The organism is Salegentibacter sp. T436 (assembly GCF_001932675.1).
GTDB lineage: Bacteria > Bacteroidota > Bacteroidia > Flavobacteriales > Flavobacteriaceae > Salegentibacter > Salegentibacter agarivorans.
Genome location: NZ_CP012872.1, coordinates 1,960,400 through 1,980,254, shown reverse-complemented (window position 1 = coordinate 1,980,254; position 19,855 = coordinate 1,960,400). Strand labels below are relative to the sequence as shown.

The following is a 19,855-nucleotide window of genomic DNA, read 5'->3' as shown; positions in this document are numbered from 1 at the left end:
TATTTTACTTAATCTTTTTCTATTTTATAACTCACCAATGTTGCTATGCCATTTTTCTTAGCCTCCGGGATTTCTATAAAAGTTCCGAATTTTGTCCTTTGAAAATTTATTGTGGATCCATCCTTCCAATGAACCATTGTTTTTGTTTTGGGAAAAAAGTCTTCAATAAAATACGTATCATTATCGCCCAAAAGCCATAAAAACACTTCATTATCTTTAAGGGTAGACACCATATTCTCCCTGGGTGCTAACGGCCCCTGCCTGGTTCCATAAATTGCCTCTCCATAGGTTTCCAGCCAATCTCCAATTTCCAGAAACGATTCCTGATGTTCTTTTTGAATTTCGCCATTGGGCATAGGCCCAACGTTAAGCAGCAAATTACTACCAAATCCTGCAGATTTAATTAAATAACGAACCAGTTCTTTTTGAGATTTATGTTTAGAATCCTGCAGATTAAACCCCCAGGAACCATTAATTGTTTCACAAATTTCCTTAGGTAGTTCTCCTATATTTTCTTTGGCTGTTCCAAAACCTGTGGTATTATAACCAGGCAAATCCCTTTCAAACATTTGGAAATCTTCTCCCATTATTGGTGCTATATGATGATTGTTTCCTATTAAAGCTTGTGGTTGAAGCTCATGGATCAATTCATAGATTTCATCATAATGCCAATTGGCATTTTTCTTATCCCAATGCCCATCAAACCAAATACCTCCAATTTCACCATAATTTGTAAGTAACTCGGTTAATTGCTGTTTCATAAATGCTATGTAATCTTTCCAGTTACCAGTGGTATTTTTATCCGCAATTCCATTGCCTGTTCTTCCCAGTGGGTAATAATCTTTATGGTGCCAGTCTAACAGGGAATAGTAGAAAAACAGTTTAATATCGTTTGCTCTACAGGCTTCAGCAAGCTCTTTTATCACATCCCGGCCAAATAGCGTAGCATCTACAATATTATAAGATGAAGCCTCGGTGTTAAACATAGAAAAGCCATCGTGATGACGTGTGGTCACTGTAATATATTTCACACCTGAATTCTTAGCCATCTTCACCCATTCTGCGGCCTCGAAATTTATAGGATTGAAAAAACCAGGCAATTTCTCATAATTTTCTTTAGAGATATTCTGGTTGTTCATCACCCATTCTCCATCTCCCAAAACACTATATACTCCCCAATGGATAAACATTCCAAATTTGGCATGCTGGAACCATTCTCGCGCTTCTAAATTTTCTTTTGCCGGAATATAATCCTCATCCCCCTGTGCAAAAACCACAAAATGAATCAGCATTAAAATAAATAAAATTGGCTTTTTCATAAGTTGATTAAATTTTATAGTGAAACCCCTCTTTTCCACGGAATAAAATCGTCCTGTCCCAATTTTTGCGCACAGGTTGCTGTTTTTCCACTTGCTATTTCAACAATTAGATTTAAGAGATCTTCTGATAAATTTTCTATATCTGCCTCTTCTGAAATTAACTTACCGGCATCAAAATCTATAATGTCCATCATCCTCTTTGGCAATTCAGAATTTGATGATATTTTAATGACCGGGCAAACCGGGTTCCCTGTTGGTGTTCCCAACCCCGTTGAAAATAGGATTAAGTTTGCTCCAGAACCGGCCAATCCGGTGGTAGATTCTACATCATTTCCGGGAGTACATAGCAAATGTAAGCCACTTTTTACGGGATATTCTGTATAATCAAGGATTCCGCTTATTGGTGCCCTACCCGCCTTGGTCGCTGCACCTGCCGATTTAATTGCATCGGTTATTAAGCCATCTTTTATATTGCCCGGGGAAGGGTTCATATCAAAGCCGGAACCTACTTTTTTTGCCTCGGCGTTATAAGTCTCCATTAATTTTATAAACTTATCTGCCATTTCTTCGGTTTCGCAACGATTTATTAAATCTTGCTCTACCCCGCATAGCTCCGGAAACTCAGAGAGCATTGCGCGGCCACCTACCGCAGTAATTTTATCGGCTATATAGCCAATTAATGGATTGGCGGTAATGCCCGAAAATCCATCAGATCCGCCACATTCTAAACCGATATTGAGTTTATCCAAACCTGCAGGTTTTCTTTCTATGCTGTTAGCTTTTTCCAACTCGGGATAGGTTTTGGAAACTATTTTCTGTAGCATATCTTTTTCCGAAGAAAACTGCTGCTGTTCAAAATAAAGAACCGGTTTCTGCGGATTCAATTTAGCCAGTGCTTCTTCCAGTAAACTCATTTGGGCGTGTTGGCAACCTAAGCTCAATACCGTTGTACCTGCTACATTGGGGTTTTTAATATATCCGGCAAGTAAATTCACCAATGCCTGAGCATCATCCCGTGTACCACCACAACCACCTTCATGAGCCAGGAATTTAATCCCGTCAATATTTTTAAAGACCTGTTCATTAATGACTTCAGAACTAGCTGCTGCATCAGAGTCTCCAGAGAGCATTTGCCTCAATTGTAATTTATATGGATTCTCCTGCTTATAACCCAACTCAGTTTCAAAGGCTTCTTTTAAAACTTTTAAATTCCTGTTTTGACAAAAAACCAGGGGCACAAATAGCCAGTAATTAGCAGTACCAACCTGGCCATCCTCTCTATGATACCCCATAAAAGTTTTGTTCTGAAGAGAGGTAATATCTGGCGAATTATAATTGTAAGTTCTGTCCTCATATTTATAATCGGCAGCACGATGTTTTATATTTTCAGTAGTCAAAGCATCCCCACAACCAATGGACAACACCACTTCCCCTACAGGGACGCCATACATTATAATAATATCACCGGGACTAAAATGCTGCAGGGCAATTTTATGTTTAATCGCTATATTTTGGGATACCTCTATTTGTGTTCCCGAAAGTTCTATAATTTCACCCGCCATTAAATTGCACAAGGCCACACCAACGTTATCCTGTTCGCTTATTTTTAAAATTTTATTCAAATTTTTAGCTTTTGTGTTGTTTATCTATCTTTCAGGTAGTTTACTCTTTCCATATCACATCGTATTCTTCAATATTCCAGGAATTATCAAAAAAGCCGGCAGCTTCTATTCCCTGAAGCCCTTCATGTATCATCGTGTCTTTAAAAATCATAAAGTCCGGATAAAACGTACCGTTTAACAAATAATCGTTACCCCAGGCAGCTTCCATTCCTTTTTCTCCGGTAGCGGTAATTACCCCAACACTTGCAAATTCACTATCTTTTCTAGGGTAAATAAAATACGCTCCTAGATTATTTCCTTTCAAAGTTTTCGTATCAACAGTCATTTTCCCTTTAGAAACCTTAATAGGGGAATCTTTGAGCAAAGTTTTCCAACTTGCATGATTATCGCTGTTTCCGTATAAGATTATATTTTGATCTGGGTAATTTTCCGGATTGAACTCTGCATCGGCTACCAGGGTTAGGTCTCCATTGGCACGGTAATAAAATTTCTCGGCATCAAATTTTGCACGATGATAATACCATTTGTTTTCCCTGTCACTTCCCTGGGTTGCATAAACCAAAACAGGTTTATTTTTAAAGGCATCTTTAAAGCCGCCATACCTATGCGGGCCTTTTTCCTGGTATCCAGGCTTTTTACTCACTTCCCAGTAAGATTTCATTTTTTTCATCACCAAAGACTCCAGCTCTTTATTTACGGCAATACGAACCTCATCTATAGCTATAGAATCTGGTTTTACAGAAAACTCTGAAAAGTCAACTTGAATAGTTTTTACGTTTTCCGTAGAAATCTGGAGTAAAATACTATCCTTTTCTACCGCTATATCACTAATTTCAAAAGGACGCTCTTGCTGAAGGATATTTATGTAATGTGCTTTTTCTGAAACCCCAGGGGAAGCCGTTTTAAATGAAAAATCATTTTGGTTCTCGTCGGTTTTTTTATCGTGCGCCTTAAAAAAGTCAAATATTAACGGCCAATCCATACTGTGATTACCATACCAATGAGTACCCTTGGGATATTCATAATAAACAAAATCGTTATGAAAAGTACCCAAACGCTCGCGCATATCTCTCGCTATAAATGTTGGAACAACTGAATCTACCTCGCCGTGCAGCACATAGATACCAAAGTTTAGATAATTCTCTATTAATTTTAAAGTACGGCTGGTGTTACCGGCCCTTTTAATTATTGCACTTAGGTCTTCCTCTTTTTTTGAATTTAATTGAACGGCAGTTCTTTTATTAAATTCCTCTACCCCCATTTTAAACCTTTCCTGAAGCAACTCAGGATTATCGGTAATTCGCCGTTTAAAGCTTTCACGATACAACAGTAAATCAGGATAGCCGGCTGCAGGCGCAATGGCCGCAAATTTATCGGGGTAAGTTGCGCCTAAATACCAGGTACCGTGACCTCCCATAGAGTGACCGGTCAAATAAGTGTGTGCAGCATCGGTTTTCCATTCATTTTCTGAATGAGCAAGAACTTCAAGAGCATCTAAACGTCCCCAATCTTCCCAGGCAAAACCAAACGGTCGTCTATTGGTAGGCGCAACAATATGCCCCCAATCTTTTTGCTGATAAGCATTAGCCTGATTAACAGCTTCTACCGAAGCTCCGTGCAAAGAAAAGAACATAGCCTGGTTTTCACTAACAGTATCTAAAGAAGGTGCCATACTATAATATTGTACACTACCATCAATGTCGCTCACAAAGGTTTTTTTATGGTGCTCGTACTTTGATTTTACCGGAAGCAATAAAATATCAGTATCTAACTTTTTACCATTAGAATCAAGCAGCTCCAGTACAACCTCTACCTCTTTTTTATCTTTATAATTTTCTGCAAAAGGAATTTCAAAAGGTACTTTTCTAACATATAAAGCTGGTATTTCTGTTATAGCCGTTTCAGCAACAGCATTGGCTACACGGGCTACTAATTTTATATTTTCTATATTTTGCTCGCTTGCATTTGCTATTCTAATTGCTGCAGGGAAATTTTCTTTTTGCTCTATTAAGATTTCGGGCAAAGTCATATCGCGCTGCGTAAATTGAAGCTCCTTTTCTGGCTTTATAAGCCTTGCACGCATTCGGGAAAAACGACCGGAAGAAAGAATAAACTCATTCTTTCCTTTCTTTAATTTAAGAGGAATTAGATTCCAACCAAAATCATAATAATCCCCTTCGTGAGGAAAACCATTAATCAACACACTGGTATGACCCGATGCGTCTAATAAGACTATTTCTTCTGCAGCAGCAGCATCGTACTCAAGATACAAATATCCATCTCTCAACCCGGGATCCTGAAATTCATTATTTTCATTTACTTCTATTTCTTCCCAGCTTATGGCTTGTCCGCGATAATTTTTACCGGCTGACTTTCCCTTTTTTATTCCGCTTTTAGCTTTACCTATAAATTTCGCGAAAAGAGGATCATATTCTACTGCCTCGGTGTCCTTTGGAAGTTGTTGTTTTTTATAAATAAGGGCTTCGGTAAAAACGTGCAGCACTTTTCCTTCGTGCACATCTTCCACCTTTTCTTTTCCAAAATACTCTACAATGTTCCCCTCCCTCTCCTGGGCAGTAAGGCCTACAGAGGTAAAAAACAAAAACAATGATAAAATTCTATTCATAATAAATTTTAAATAATAACACAGACACTCGTATTGCTCCAAATTTATAAGCTATAATTAATCAACATCACCTCACCACTAAAGACCTAAAGACCAGAATCTTGAAGAAATCTTCCTTTTAAAAAGAGTCCAGGGCTTGATAAGGGTTAATTCACTTCTATTGAAGCTACAAGCAGCTTTTCATTAAATTCAAAGAAATACCCTACCAAAATTATACTTCTTCCAGCTCATTTCTTTCACATTAATTTGCATTCTATTGTACAATATTTGCTCATTTGAAGCAGTTATTTAATAAATTTGAAAATTACCGTATAGCCTTGTCTTAAAATTTTAAAAAAAAATGAAACTTCATTTTCTTCATAAAAATTTAAAAAGCAACTTCGAATTTAGCCATCATAAAGAGAGGCAGTTTCTACGCTTATGGCATTATCATCCCGAAATTGAACTGGTATATATAAAACAGGGAAAAGGAACCCTTTTTGCAGGAGATTTTATTGGGACCTTTGAAGAAGGAAACCTATTTTTAATAGGAAAAAATATTCCACATATGTTCCAAAGCTCTTCTAAAAATTTTTCTGAAGCCTATGTCCTTCATTTAAATCAGTTATTTTTTGAGGCCATTGAAAGTAGCAAAGAGGAATTTCAATATATAAGACTTATTCATAACTTAAGCGAAAGAGGGGCCACTTTTCACAGTTTTAAAAAGAATAAAATTGAAAATCTACTTTTTCAATTGCGAGAGCTGCCGGTGCCATTACAAGCAATAAACATACTTCAGGTTTTTTATTCGCTTTCTGTTCATTCTAACAACACTTATTTAGGAAGTGTAAACTGGTTAAATCATCATCAGGTATCAGATCAACGTTTAAGCAAGGTCATGGAGTTTTTAATGTTGAATTTTAAAGAAGATATTAGTCTTGAAAAAATTGCAGGCATAGCCGGTATGAATAAAACAGCATTTTGCAGATTTTTTAAGCAACATACCGGAAAATCTTTTATCACCTATCTTAACGAGCTAAGAATAAATTATTCCTGTAAATTATTAAAAGAAGTACATAGCAACTATTCAATTTCCAAATCTTGTTTTGCATCTGGGTTTAACAGTTTATCTTATTATAATAGGATTTTTAAAAAAAGTACGGGTATAACCCCGTCTGAATACCTAAAAAATAATATTTAAGTTGCTGAATTTCATAAGAGACCCAATTTCTTAATAATCCTATCTAAATAAAATATCAGTTTTAAAAAATTAGGCTGATTCAAAAATTTAGATAAATAAGTCGGATATAATTTAAAATCAGAATTTATGTTAAAAAGGATCATTCTCAAAAGTTGTGTGTGAATTGAAATATTATTTTGATTTTTGTTTTCTAAACAGAAAGCATTGGATCCATATATAGACCTACTCAAGATATTATTACCAGAATTATTAATCACCCATTTTGATCTTACCGGACATCAAACAGAAGGAGATATACTACACCTGCATTTTGAAGAGAAGCCGGAAATTCCTAAAGAGTTTTCTTCCAACCTGGTCATAGCACACGGGTTCCATAAAGAAATAACAATTCAGGATTTTCCTGTGCGTGGTAAAAAGGTTTTCCTGCATATAAAACGCCGTCGCTGGCTCAATAAACAAAGCAAACAGGTTATTCAGCGTGACTGGAACTTAGTAGCACAGGGAACCCGTATGACCGTCGAGTTCGCTGCTTTTTTAAAAGTACTTAGTCAGTACTAAAGCCTACGACTGTCATACCATCGGTGGATTTTACGGGGTAAATGGAAAGAAGCTCCAGCGCCAGTACAAAGATTATTTAAGTGATTTTAAAGAGTGGGATCAAAAACCACATTCCAAAGAATGGCTCATCTTCCCCGAGAATATCAGCTCAAAGCTCTCTATAGATGAGACAGCACTCTCCAAAGGGGAGCTCTATACCATTATTACCAATAAAAAAGCTAAGGGTAAAAAGGGCAGTATCGTAGCAATTTTCTCAGGAACAAAGGTAGAACCCATTATAGAACAACTGCTTAAAATACCCGCTTCAAAATGAGCACGAGTCAAGGAAATCACCTTAGATATGGCCAATTCTATGAAAACCATTGCCAGGAAATGCTTCCCTAAGGCCGTACAGGTCACCGACCGCTTCCATGTGCAGAAACTCACCTTTGAAGCCCTGCAGGATATTAGGATCAAGCACCGATGGGAAGCTATAGATCTGGAGAACGAACAAATTAAACAAGCCAGGTTAAAACAGAAAAGTTTTAGTCCAGAAACCTTTGCTAATGGAGATACCAGAAAACAATTATTGGCCCGCAGCCGATACCTGCTCTATAAAGCACCTTCGAATTGGACAGAGAACCAGCACGAGCGCAGCAAAATACTCTTCGAGCAATACGCGGATATAAAGTTGGCCTTTAAGCTTACACAAAGGCTTAGAAATATATTTAACCATGCGAAATCAAAAGAAGGGGCTTATACAAAACTAGCTCACTGGTACAAGGATGTAGAGGATACGGGTTTAAGGCTTTTAATACCATAGCCAACACCATCACCCTTAATTACAGGTCTATTCTCAATTACTTTATCAATAGAAGTACGAATGCTTCAGCAGAATCCTTTAATGCAAAGATAAAAGCCTTTAGGGCTCAGTTTAGAGGAGTGAAAAATGTTGAATTCTTCTTATATAGATTAACCACAATTTTTGCTTAAACACACCAATTAGGCTTGATCCGTTAAAAATTAATATTTGGCTAAAATTTGCCTTTTTGTGTTACCTCTGTGTTACCCAAATAATCAAGTAGGGTGAAGATAATAAATATTTGAGCATTTATTATCTTCATCCCTCTTCCAGAACCGTGCATACGGGTCTCGTACACGGCTCATGTTAAATCTTATTCAGTACTGTTTGATAGTACTGATGCAAAGTATTCCCTTCAACTGTGTCCATTGCGTACAACCCTAATTCTGAGAAGTACTTATTGGGCAGGGCATAGTGTATTAAATTGGTGGAGGAGTTTCTCCATCGGGTTACCGATATCTTAAGAAAATTCCCCTTATAGCCCATACGCCTTAGTTGTCGGTGAAGAGGTTTCCAGCTTTTCCAGCTTTTCATCACCATCATTCGTAACCTTCTCCTGATCCAGCTTAAAAGATCCTGGAACAGCTTTTTGGTCAAGCCTATTCGGAAGTAATTGGCAAAACCCCTTAATAGCGGGTTCAGTTCTTTAATATAGAAAGCTATACTTTGCCCTTTAGTTCGAGGGGTTAGTAATTTTACTTTCTTTTTGAACCTCTTGATGCTTTTGTGGGATACCACTACTCCATAGGGCTTTATCACCACACCTAAATAGTGGATGCCTTCTTCAAGGTTTGTCAGACTGCTCTTGTTTTTATTCACTTCTAACCGAAGCTCTTTTTCCAGATAACTCGTGGCTTTAGCCATGTATTTTCCAGCTTGAGCTTTGGTTGGTGCAAACAACAGCACGTCATCAGCAAACCTCACCATTCGTATGCCTGAATTTTTCATATGCTGGTCGAATGCGTCCAGATAGATATTCATCAGAAGCGGTGAGATAATTCCCCCTTGTGGGCTCCCCTTCTTTGTAGGTGTGAAGCGCGCTCCATCAAGTGCGCCGGATTCTAAAAAGCTCCCTATCAGTTTAAGTATCTTTCCATCGCTTACCCGTTTGCCCACGCTTTGCACTATCAGCCGATGGTCTAGAGTATCAAAACATTTGGATAAATCCATGTCTGCTACATGATCCAGACCATAGTACCGACTAAAGCGCTCTGCTTTGGCAATGGCATGATGAGCACTTCGTTTAGGACGATACCCATAACTGGAGGGATGGAATTCGGGATCGAAGATAGGTTGCAACACATTAAGCAGCGATTGTTGTACAATGCGGTCTTTGATGGTTGGGATACCCAATCCTCTCTTGCTCCCGTCTGGTTTATCGATATAGACCCGCCTTACCGGCTGTGGCCTATATCTCCCCTCTTTCAGTTCCCTGGAGAGTTGGCACAAATTCTCCTCTAAAGCTGAACTAAAATCAGCTATACTTTGGTTATCCACTCCCTTGGCTCTGGAACCTTTGTTTTTCCTTACCTCACGGTAGGCTTGTTCCAGCCTCGGTAATGCATATACCTTGTCTATAAGACTGTACCATTTTCGCATAATGAAACTTTCTCTTCTTTGCAGTACGGTTTATTTCTTTAGGCAGAATTAGACAGATTGTTTGTTCATAAGGTATACTGTTGTCTTTAGCACTGTGGCAATCTATAACAGTAAAAGAAAATCTTACTACTCAATACTCGCGCGGATTAACAGCCAGAGTTAGCTCGTCACTCCTCTTTGCTGCAATTCCTCAGAATGTTTCAATTCCGATTGTCTTCGCTTATGGCTAATTCCTTTAAAGAACTTCCTGTACTTAATTTAACTTCGTCCCTTCGCATCCGCCACAGTTAATCTGTGACAGTCATTGCAACCGATTATGCGATTCTTGTGCAATGTCATTTGGGTTTTCTCCTCCACACTGTCACCAGTGCTTCTCAGGCCTAAATTTTCTCACTACTACGGACTCATCTGCCACCTGATTTTCCATAACAAATCCTTGTCTCTCGACTTGTTTCTGCTTAGCCTGGAAAGGCGAATAATCAGGCTTCCCCCGTTAAGCAAACATTCCTGTTAGTGAAGCCATCCGTTTTAACATATATTGCTATTCGGATTTTGGGCATCGGCACTTTTTGCAACCTTACCCCCAATATATGCCAGAATCGGTTCGATTTCTCTATGTTCCACTAACTTGCTAGGTCTTCCTTCACACCCCACCGTTGCCAGTGACGCACTTGACTTTACATTGCTCTTCCCTCCGATCAGGTGAGCGGGCTTTCTTTCAAGTCCCGGAATTGTTTGCATGCAGGGCAAACAAAAAGCCGACTCTTTCAAGTCGGCTTATCCCTTTGTGCGGGCGGAGAGACTCGAACTCTCACACCGTAAGGCACTAGATCCTAAGTCTAGCGTGTCTACCAATTCCACCACGCCCGCATTTCAATATGTTTGCTTGTTGTAAGCGGATGCAAATATACATAAATGTTTCAATTCACAAATAGTCTGGAAATATTTTTTTTACCTTTATCTCAATCAAAATTTCAAAAAATGAAAGACATCAAATCTTACGTTGAAGAAAATAAAGATCGTTTCTTAAACGAACTCATTGATTTACTGAAAATTACATCCATAAGCGCCGATTCTAATTACAAAGATTCTATGCTAAAAACCGCCGAAGCGGTGAAAGAAAATTTATTGCAGGCAGGCTGTGATGCTGCAGAAATTTGTGAAACTCCCGGCCATCCTGTAGTATATGCCGAAAAAATTATAGATAAAAATCTGCCCACAGTTTTGGTTTACGGGCATTACGATGTGCAACCGCCAGATCCTTTAGACCTGTGGAACTCCCCTCCTTTTGAACCCGTGATCAAGGAAACCGAAATTCATCCCGACGGAGCTATTTTTGCCCGTGGCGCTTGTGACGATAAAGGCCAGATGTTTATGCACGTAAAAGCGCTGGAATATATGACCAAAAATGATGAACTACCCTGCAACGTTAAATTTATGATTGAAGGGGAAGAAGAAGTGGGAAGTGAACATTTAGGCTGGTTTATAGAAAACAACAAAGAAAAACTGGCCAACGATGTAATCTTAATTTCAGATACCGGGATGATCGCAAAAGACACGCCTTCTATCACTACCGGACTTCGCGGCCTCTCGTATATTGAAGTGGAAGTTACCGGGCCAAACCGGGATTTACATTCAGGTTTGTATGGCGGTGCAGTAGCAAACCCTATCAATATTTTAAGTAAAATGATCGCTTCTTTAACCGATGAAAACAACCATATTACCATTCCCGGGTTCTACGACAAGGTTGAAGAGTTAAGCAGGGAAGAACGCGTTAAAATGGCTGAGGCTCCTTATAGCGAAGATGCTTATAAAAAGAAACTCGATATTAAGGATGTCCACGGGGAAGCAGGTTATTCTACATTAGAAAGAGCTTCCATTCGCCCAACTTTAGATGTAAACGGCATTTGGGGCGGCTATATTGGCGAAGGCGCTAAAACAGTGCTTCCGGGAAAAGCCTATGCAAAAATATCTATGCGCCTTGTCCCAAACCAAGATTGGAAAGAAATTACCCAACTCTTTAAAAAACATTTTGAAAGTATTGCTCCAGACGCGGTTAAGGTAGAAGTAAAACCTCATCACGGCGGCCAGGCTTATGTAACGCCAATAGATAATATTGGTTACCGGGCAGCCAGCAAGGCTTATGAGAAATCCTTCGGAAAAACACCTATTCCGCAGCGAAGTGGGGGAAGCATTCCTATTGTGACTTTGTTTGAAAAAGAATTAAAAAGTAAAATTATTTTAATGGGCTTTGGTTTTGATACCGATGCCATCCACTCCCCTAACGAGCATTTTGGGATTTGGAATTATTTAAAAGGAATAGAAACCATCCCCTGGTTTTATAAATATTTTACTGAAATGAAGCAAGAGTAGATTGATTGGAGGATTTACTTGTTAAGCGAGTAAGGATCTTAATAGCTACGTTGTCTAAAAAATCACGTCATTCTGAATTTATTTCAGAATCTAATATGTTTTAATTATCCACATGTTAGATCCTGAAACTAGTTCAGGATGCCGTCTCCTCAGAGAACTTCGTTTTTCTACCTTTTTCCGCATTAAAATAGAAATTTTGGGAAGTAAGTTTTAGTATATTTACAGGAATTGCTTATAAAATCAATTTTTTCAATGGAAAAGAAAATTCTTATTCCTACTAATTTTACAAAACACGCCTGGAATACCCTGGTGTATGCTTTGAACCTTTACAAAAACATTCCCTGTACTTTTTATATTCTTAATGCTTATGAAGTTCCTGTAAGAATTTCACTAAAACGGAATCATAACGCAGAACTGGAAGCTGCAAAGGCTGAATCGGAAAACGGCTTGCAGAAAACATTGCAGGGTTTAAACTTCAGGAAAGAAAATCCCAAACATAAGTTTGAAACAATTTCCAGGAATAAAGACCTGGCTGAAGCTATTCAGGAAACCATAGATGCACATAATATAGACTTGATTTTAATGGTTTCCCGGGGAGAAAATGTATCTATAAACGCAGCTTTTGAAAATGAAATTTCTGAAGTAACCGAAAAAGTAGAGCATTGTCCATTTTTAATTCTGCCCGAAAAAATGCAGGAATTGCCTACTTCTAAGCGTGAAATTGTTTTTCCTACCAATTATAAATTTCCGTTTAAAAATAAAGAAGTTGCGGCGCTTATAGATATGGCCGAAAATTTAAATGCCAGCATTAGGATCTTATATATTAATAGCGATGGCAGGCCGCTTACCAAAGAACAGGAACAAAACCAGGAAGCGCTAAAAACTTATTTTTCAGGTGTAGATTTTAGTTTTCATAAACTCACACAAACCACCGAAACTACTGGGATTCATCTTTTTACTGAAAGTCGGGATAGCAATTTCCTGGCGCTTTATAAACGCAAACAAGGGTTTTTTAGCAAATTATTCTCGCAGCGCTTTAAAGAAGAAATAGATTTTAATCCAAAGGTACCGGTATTAATTTTAAAGGAATTGGAGTAAAAAATCAGCAATAAATATATACCTCTTTGCATCATTTCACAAAGAATTAAGTTTCCTTAAACACTGGTTTTCAGCAACACTTATTAATTTGAAAGCTAAACCACAATCAATAGAAATGAGTTACCTACTAGTTCCGTTAGGGTTATTTATTCTTATAGTTGCTCTTGTAGATATTTTTAAAACTATTCTTTACATTAATGGTGGCGGAAGGTTGTCTTCTTTCACCGCAAGAAAAATATGGTGGGTATATTTTAAAATGGCCCGCGGTAAGGGAAAAGCTCCTATTTTAAATTTTGCCGGCGGTACCATTTTAATGGGCCTCGTGGCAATGTGGATCTTTCTAATTTGGGTAGGTTATAGCTTAATTTACCTTTCAGATCCCAATTCTGTTTTAGAAAGCAGCACCGGCGAAAATGCCGATATTATTGGGAATATTTATTACGTAGGCTATACGCTCACCTCTTTAGGAAACGGAGATCTAAGGGCCGGTAGCGCCTTTTGGCGTATTATTTCTAACATTATGGGCATGAATAGTATGATCTTTATAAGTTTGGGAATCTCCTATTTGCTGCCCGTACTCCAGGCGGTTATAGATAAAAGAACCCTTGCCGTTTATATTTATCAACTGGGAAATTCGCCAAAAGAAATTATTAATAAAGGTTTTAACGGCAAAGATTTTTCACCGCTATACAATCGCTTACAAAATCTGGAATCCCTGCTTTTAAAACACGGGGAGCATCACCTTGCCTACCCTATTCTTCACTATTTTCATACCAATAAAAGATCGCATAATATAAGATTGAATCTCGCTATTTTAGATGAAGCTTTAAATATACAGGAAGCTTATCATTTAGATAAATCGGCTAATGCATTTACCTGGCGCGTTATACGGGGAGCTATGGATAATCTTGCGGTTAGGCTTCATGAAAGTTATACCTCGCTGGCAGACGATCCGCCTGATTTTGATTATTTCAATGATTTACCCGATGAATTAAAGGCGAATTTTGAAGAAGATCCCGGAATTCCCAAAGATGAAGATTTCAATAAACGCCGGGGGAAATTGTTGGGGTATATCAAAAAAGATGGCTGGGATTGGGAAGATGTGTTGGATGATAAATAAATGGGGTTATTAAAAAATCGTATCGAGAACTTACTTTCCCCTGCTCATCATACTTTAGGTGAGTAGGGCAATCAGCACGGTAAAAGTATAAAGCTAAGAAATGCTAATTTTTAATGCTTAAGCTGGGAAAATACTGAAAGATTTTAAGCCTACTTTAAATCTTCCTGCTGTACTGCAACTTTTCCCTCTATTCTTCCTGTATTCACTCTTTTAAAAGAGCTCATAAGCAACCAGTAGAAGATTAAAGAGAAAATAATATCGAAGAAAAATTCCCCGGCATCTTCTCCTAAGAAATCATTGACACTATGCCAAAGATCTAGCGGAATTACAAACATAATTATTTTAAAAATCAGCCTCAAAACCAGGTAGAATATTACCAGTCGAAGTCCGTTTACAAAGGAGAGCGAAAAATAGCGTTTTAGGAAATCGCGATTCTCTCCGTCTGAATTTACCTTAAATACCAAATAGGTTCCTACAATGGTGATTAATAACTCCAGGATAATATAAGAGATCTCCCAGCCGTAATGTGAAAAATCAGTTTCGGGTGCATTTGTGGATAAGGTGATCAATACCAGGAAAACCAGTAAATACTGGTAAGAAATTGATTCGGTGATCTTATTTTGAATTAATAGTCGTTCCAGTTTCTTGAGGTTAAACCAAATCATAATTTTCTAGTTGATTTTTTGTTGTATGCAGTTTTTTAAATAGAAGTGCTGTTGAATTATCATATTACCACTTTCTTTCAGGATTTCTAAAATTACATTTTTCAATACCTGTAATTTCAGAAGAACCGAGATTAGTGTCAGTTTTTATTTATCAGCTGGTTTTTTGTAGTTCTTCACTATACCGTAAATTGAAAATATAAGAACAATAGCGTACAAAATTGCTAATGCCGGTTTTTCAAACTTCAGATTGCCAAAATCAAATTGTTTATACAAAGCTGCTCCAAGTATTATGGCTATTACTGTAAAAAAGAAATTAGGTAGTTTTATGTTTTTCATTTTATTAATTTATGCTAATAAGTCGATTAATACTCCAGGAAAAATTGCAAATGCTTCTAAAAATATTCTATTTCTTAGATACTCTTTATTTGCGGTGAATAGTTGTCATCTTTATTTATTACCATTCATTATCTTCTTTACTTTTCTGGATGTATGCGGTCAAATCCTTAATTGATGATTTTATATCTTCTTCTGTATTTTTTATCATTTTCTTTTTTGAAAACATCTTCCCCTCAAAAGCAATTTCTCCGCTTCCTGGACTATCATATGAAAAATCTGAATAAGTATTTCTAAACTTATCATCTTTAAATTCTAATTGTAAAGTATGATGAATCCAACCTTTTTTACCAAACATTGAACTTGAGAAATTTCCTTTTAGAATTATTTTACCTAAATCTTTATCTTTTAACTGTATAACATCGTTGGCACTATTATAATTTATTGTTATCCATTCTAAAGCATTATTATATATTTCTTCTGAGTTTAAATCATCAATTTCAATGACTCCCTGAGAAATATATTGTTCTGTCTCAGAATCTTGTTTTAATTCTTGTGCAAAAATTGAATTAGTTGATAATATCATGATGCCTATTAATAGAAATTTTTTCATATTTCTTCCTTGGTGGCTTTAATTGTTAATTAAACTAAAGGCCCGTTATAAGAATAGTAGCGGATTTTCACGCACTAACTGTTCGGTTAAACACAGACTTTTTTAATTTTTACTTATTTCGATTTAAGCGGTTAGACCGTTATTATTTTCATTTATTTATGAAATTTCGATATTTATTCATATTCATTTGCTCCGTTTTTTACAAATCCATCAGTTTTATCACAGACTATTCCAACACTATATTTCGCTCTTGTTATTCCTACATAAAATTTCGCTCGGGCTTCATTACTAAATTTACTGACTGAAATATCATTGTTCATTATCCATCCAAGCATTCCTTTAGTTGGATAAATTAAAACCCTTTTAAAAGTTAAACCTTTAGATTGTCCGAAATTAGTAACTGTAAATTCAGGATTTGTATTCTTTGTTAAAGAGTTCCACCGTAATTGAACAGGATTATATTTAGCTAAATATTCCTCAACTTTGTCTTTCTTAACTATATAAATACCATCATGTTCTGTTGTCTCATTTTGTTTTGAACCACATTGACTATGTTCAGGATAAAGTCTATTCGCAAAGTCACATATAGCCTGATTGCATCTGTAAGATTCAGAAAGTGATGTGTCATCAATTTGGAAACCTAATTTACTGCATTCTGTTAAAATGAATTCTTTTAATAATCCATTTCTGTATTTTTTATGTTTTGCAGAATTATGGGTTAAATAGGTAACTTGTCTTGGGTCACAAACTAATGATAGATTTGAACTACATTGTCCAAAAGTCTTTAGTAATTCCAAATCATATCCTGCCAAATCTTGGCATTCATCAATTAGTATGTAGTCATATATTTCTGTAAGGCGGTTTATTATTTTGCCTTTTGTTTCTTTGTTTACTCTAATAGCAAGTTTTGCAACCTTATCAGAATAAATCCTTTTGTTTTTTGAAAAGTAGAATTTATCAAAATTATCAGCTTCTGCATAAGGAATTTTTCTTCCAGTTCTTTTGTCTGTGTATCTAATTCCTGATTTCTCGTTTACAAGTAGAAGTCCCTTTATTTTGTAGTCAAATAGAGTTGTCTGATAGGGTTTTATACAATGCTTGATTAAAAATGAAAACCAAGTAGAAATATGAATATTTGAAGGAATACAGCCTATTAATTCAAAAAATTTATTTTTAATTTCTTGAGCGTTTGATTCCGTGTAAGTAGTTATTAAAATGGATTTTTCAGGATATAACAACGCTTTTTTGATCAAAGCTGTTGTTTTTCCAGAGCCTGCTGATGCTATGATTAATTCGTTAATCATTTTTAAATAACATCTGAAATAAAATTAGGGAATGAAATTTTTTCTTGTGAATCAAATAATTTTAAAGCGCATTCTGTTTTATTGAGCTTCATATATTTATGAAATTCGTCATCAGCCGTATAAGCTTTGTCGAAAATCAAATTGAATAACTCAATAGAATTTGATTTTAATAATTTTGGCTCTAGGGTGTTGTAATTAAATGGTTTACCATAAATTTCAAAATCACCTTCATCCATTTCGCTATCATAAGAAATTGTAATATTAGGTTTAGCGTTTATTCCTATATAATCTTCGTATTTTTTTTCAAGTTGTTCGAGACTCCAATCTGTATCCGTTATTACGATTACTGGCTTATTAATTTTTTCTGCTATTTGTAAAAACCTTAAAAAAGAAGTACCGACTGAAATTACATCTATTCCATCTTCTATTGGTAGTTTACCGTATTTTTGAGAATATGCTTTTTGAATGATTAGTTCGTCTGAATCGCCTTCAACAAGTATTGCCTTATTGCTCAGAATTAATCTAAGGGTATCGTAACCAGCTAGTCTTTTGAAGTAAGTAAAAGTGTCATCTTCTAAATCTTTAAAAGTTATCGTTTTCTGTTCGTTTAATAAGATTAAGCTATCTAAGCCTAGTTTATTTGCGATAAAACTACTATGAGTAGTTACAATAATTTGTTTGTTTTCTGCACCTTGTTTTAGGTCATGAATTAGTTCATTTAATTTTGTGTGAGATAAATGATTTTCTGGTTCTTCAATTAAAAGCACATTGGATTCTAATGTTTTTTTATGTGATAAAGCCAATTTGGTTTTTACTACACATTGTTCTCCTTTTCCGATATGATGAAATGGAATTTCATCTAAAAATGTAACCAAAGAGTTTTCCCAAGAATTTTTTGAAGAAAGTTCTACTGACAGTTCTACCCTCTTGTTGGAAATATTTGAATCAGTTTGAATTTTTTTATTGATGTTAATTATTGAATCCTCTTGCATGAAAACGTCTTTCATTTTTCTGTGCGCTTGAGATACATCTACAATTTCTTTCTGGTCTAAAAAGTCTTTTATTATTCTGCTTATATAGATATCAGAACCATTCTGCAATCTACCATTTGATGAGTCGATCAATGCAGGTTTAATTGGTATGAGCCTTGGTGTGACTCTTTCATCTCTTGCAAAGGATTCCCAATAAAAATTATAGTACTCTATGGGCAAACTTTTTATGCTTTCAGTTTGAATTAAAATCTGATATTCTGGGAAATATTTTTCATCAAATTCAATATTAAATGATAGTCCTATTGAATTGGATTTTTCAGAGTTTTTATCTCCTTTGAATATTGAAGGGGCATCAGGCGATAAAAAAACTTCAATTTTGATTGAAGGCGGTGCTAATGGTGTTTCAGTTTGAAGACTTTCAATATACTCTTTTACTATTACTTTGTTAAATATATATTCATTTAGTTCATTGTGAATATATCTACCCTTAAACCAACCAGAAAGTATAAGGTTTAAGGCTTCTATAATTGTTGATTTTCCTGCTTCATTTTCTCCAACAATGATATTAACATTTTTGTTTAATATCAACTCAAACTCGTTTCTGAAACATTTGAAGTTCTTTATTTTTATTTTCTCAATATGCATCTAGTTTGGTTTTTTGAATGAAGCACAACTCATTATAATTAATCCCCTATTTCTTTAACAGCAATTCTCCACGAATAGCAAGTATTAAGTCGCAAAAATTTGCATTTTAAAAACTTCCGGAATAAGCTTACTTATTCCAAAAAATTCAGAAATATGAGATTTTGATAAAACAAACAGCCTGTAGGGATGGCTGTTCTGATAGTTGCTGTTTTAAAAACAACTACCGCTGTTAAATTTTTAACAATATAAGAAGAAGATTAAATTTTTATAGAAAATCCTGAAGAAAATCTTTTAGCCATCAAAAGTCTATTCACCTAAAGCAAATAATTATTAAATTAATGCTGGAAAAAAATTTTGGAGATGAGTAAGAGAAAATCACTTTCTAAAGACGGGGAAGAAGAAATAATTCAAATGCTAAAAAGCCGTTTTGAGAAGCATAAAACCCGCTTTAAGCAATTAGAATGGCTTAAAATTGAGGAAAAACTAAAGGCAAATCCTGAGAAACTTTGGGTTTTAAGCGAGATGGAAGAAACCGGCGGGGAACCCAATTTACTTGGTTATGATGCTAAAACCAACGAGTTTACTTTTTGTGATTTCTCAAAAGAAAGTCCCACAGGCAGGAGAAGTTTATGCTACGATCGCGAAGCCCTGGAATCCAGGAAAAAATTTAAACCAAAAAACAACGCCCTGGACCTGACAGCCGAGATAGGTATTGAAATCTTAGATGAAGCGCAATACCGGGAATTACAGCAATTGGGAGAATTTGACACTAAAACTTCCAGTTGGCTCAAAACACCAAACGAAATAAGAGAACTTGGTGGAGCCATTTTTGGAGATTTTAGGTATGGAAAAGTCTTTATTTACCATAATGGCGCCGAATCTTATTACGCCGCCAGGGGTTTTCGCGGGTTTTTAAAGGTTTAGGTTTTTGAAAAATAGAGTTGACACCGTCACCCTGACGAACCAG

Annotated in this window: 15 protein-coding genes, 1 tRNA gene and 1 pseudogene; 7 read left to right on the top strand and 10 right to left on the bottom strand. The window is 36.1% G+C overall.

Annotation, left to right across the window (positions count from 1 at the left end):
- Positions 1-8: 8 nt before the first annotated feature.
- The 3 genes from AO058_RS08775 to AO058_RS08765 are packed head-to-tail and all read right to left on the bottom strand — an operon-like array spanning position 9 to position 5,567.
- Positions 9-1,319: an alpha-L-fucosidase gene (locus tag AO058_RS08775; protein ID WP_075327932.1), complete on the bottom strand. Its 1,311-nt coding sequence runs from the start codon at positions 1,317-1,319 to the stop codon at positions 9-11.
- Between the two features lie 14 nt (positions 1,320-1,333).
- Positions 1,334-2,941 carry a UxaA family hydrolase gene (locus AO058_RS08770; protein WP_335740078.1) on the bottom strand — a complete coding sequence of 536 codons (1,608 nt, stop codon included), beginning with the start codon at positions 2,939-2,941 and terminating at the stop codon, positions 1,334-1,336.
- A gap of 40 nt (positions 2,942-2,981) precedes the next feature.
- Positions 2,982-5,567, bottom strand: a complete 2,586-nt coding sequence (locus AO058_RS08765; protein WP_075326092.1) for an alpha/beta hydrolase-fold protein — start codon at positions 5,565-5,567, stop codon at positions 2,982-2,984.
- A 340-nt stretch (positions 5,568-5,907) separates the two neighbouring features.
- Between AO058_RS08765 and AO058_RS08760 the strand changes: the two genes are divergently transcribed.
- From AO058_RS08760 to AO058_RS08750, 3 genes and pseudogenes are all read left to right on the top strand, one after another.
- The gene (locus AO058_RS08760; RefSeq protein WP_075326091.1) at positions 5,908-6,747 is read left to right on the top strand and encodes an AraC family transcriptional regulator; all 840 of its coding nucleotides are present in this window, start codon (positions 5,908-5,910) and stop codon (positions 6,745-6,747) included.
- Positions 6,748-6,951: 204 nt separating this feature from the next.
- On the top strand, positions 6,952-7,305 hold the full coding sequence (locus tag AO058_RS08755; RefSeq protein WP_075327931.1) for an ISAon1 family transposase N-terminal region protein: 354 nt from the start codon (positions 6,952-6,954) through the stop codon (positions 7,303-7,305).
- A 340-nt stretch (positions 7,306-7,645) separates the two neighbouring features.
- Positions 7,646-8,277: pseudogene (locus tag AO058_RS08750) on the top strand (ISAon1 family transposase).
- A gap of 175 nt (positions 8,278-8,452) precedes the next feature.
- Here AO058_RS08750 and ltrA read toward each other — a convergent pair.
- Together ltrA and AO058_RS08735 are read right to left on the bottom strand one after the other, a co-directional pair.
- Positions 8,453-9,745, bottom strand: coding sequence for a group II intron reverse transcriptase/maturase (gene ltrA, locus AO058_RS08745; protein ID WP_075325137.1), 1,293 nt, complete (start codon positions 9,743-9,745; stop codon positions 8,453-8,455).
- A 788-nt stretch (positions 9,746-10,533) separates the two neighbouring features.
- Positions 10,534-10,615, bottom strand: a tRNA-Leu gene (locus tag AO058_RS08735).
- Positions 10,616-10,726: 111 nt separating this feature from the next.
- Here AO058_RS08735 and AO058_RS08730 point away from each other — a divergent pair.
- From AO058_RS08730 to AO058_RS08720, 3 genes are all read left to right on the top strand, one after another.
- Positions 10,727-12,118, top strand: coding sequence for a dipeptidase (locus tag AO058_RS08730; RefSeq protein WP_075327930.1), 1,392 nt, complete (start codon positions 10,727-10,729; stop codon positions 12,116-12,118).
- A 252-nt stretch (positions 12,119-12,370) separates the two neighbouring features.
- A complete protein-coding gene (locus AO058_RS08725) occupies positions 12,371-13,216 on the top strand; it encodes a universal stress protein (protein ID WP_075326090.1) in 846 nt (281 codons plus the stop codon).
- Between the two features lie 115 nt (positions 13,217-13,331).
- Positions 13,332-14,336, top strand: a complete 1,005-nt coding sequence (locus AO058_RS08720) for an ion channel (RefSeq protein ID WP_075326089.1) — start codon at positions 13,332-13,334, stop codon at positions 14,334-14,336.
- Between the two features lie 149 nt (positions 14,337-14,485).
- Here AO058_RS08720 and AO058_RS08715 read toward each other — a convergent pair whose 3' ends face one another.
- From AO058_RS08715 to AO058_RS08695, 5 genes are all read right to left on the bottom strand, one after another.
- Positions 14,486-15,001: a hypothetical protein gene (locus AO058_RS08715; protein ID WP_075326088.1), complete on the bottom strand. Its 516-nt coding sequence runs from the start codon at positions 14,999-15,001 to the stop codon at positions 14,486-14,488.
- A 144-nt stretch (positions 15,002-15,145) separates the two neighbouring features.
- The gene (locus tag AO058_RS08710) at positions 15,146-15,337 is read right to left on the bottom strand and encodes a hypothetical protein (RefSeq protein ID WP_075326087.1); all 192 of its coding nucleotides are present in this window, start codon (positions 15,335-15,337) and stop codon (positions 15,146-15,148) included.
- 118 nt (positions 15,338-15,455) lie between these two features.
- Entirely contained in the window at positions 15,456-15,947 is a 492-nt protein-coding gene (locus AO058_RS08705) for a DUF4468 domain-containing protein (protein ID WP_075326086.1), read from the bottom strand.
- A gap of 173 nt (positions 15,948-16,120) precedes the next feature.
- On the bottom strand, positions 16,121-17,251 hold the full coding sequence (locus tag AO058_RS08700; protein ID WP_075326085.1) for a UvrD-helicase domain-containing protein: 1,131 nt from the start codon (positions 17,249-17,251) through the stop codon (positions 16,121-16,123).
- A 2-nt stretch (positions 17,252-17,253) separates the two neighbouring features.
- A complete protein-coding gene (locus AO058_RS08695; RefSeq protein ID WP_075326084.1) occupies positions 17,254-18,888 on the bottom strand; it encodes an ATP-dependent nuclease in 1,635 nt (544 codons plus the stop codon).
- A 360-nt stretch (positions 18,889-19,248) separates the two neighbouring features.
- Between AO058_RS08695 and AO058_RS08690 the strand changes: the two genes are divergently transcribed.
- Entirely contained in the window at positions 19,249-19,812 is a 564-nt protein-coding gene (locus AO058_RS08690; RefSeq protein ID WP_075326083.1) for a DUF4256 domain-containing protein, read from the top strand.
- Positions 19,813-19,855 lie beyond the last annotated feature (43 nt).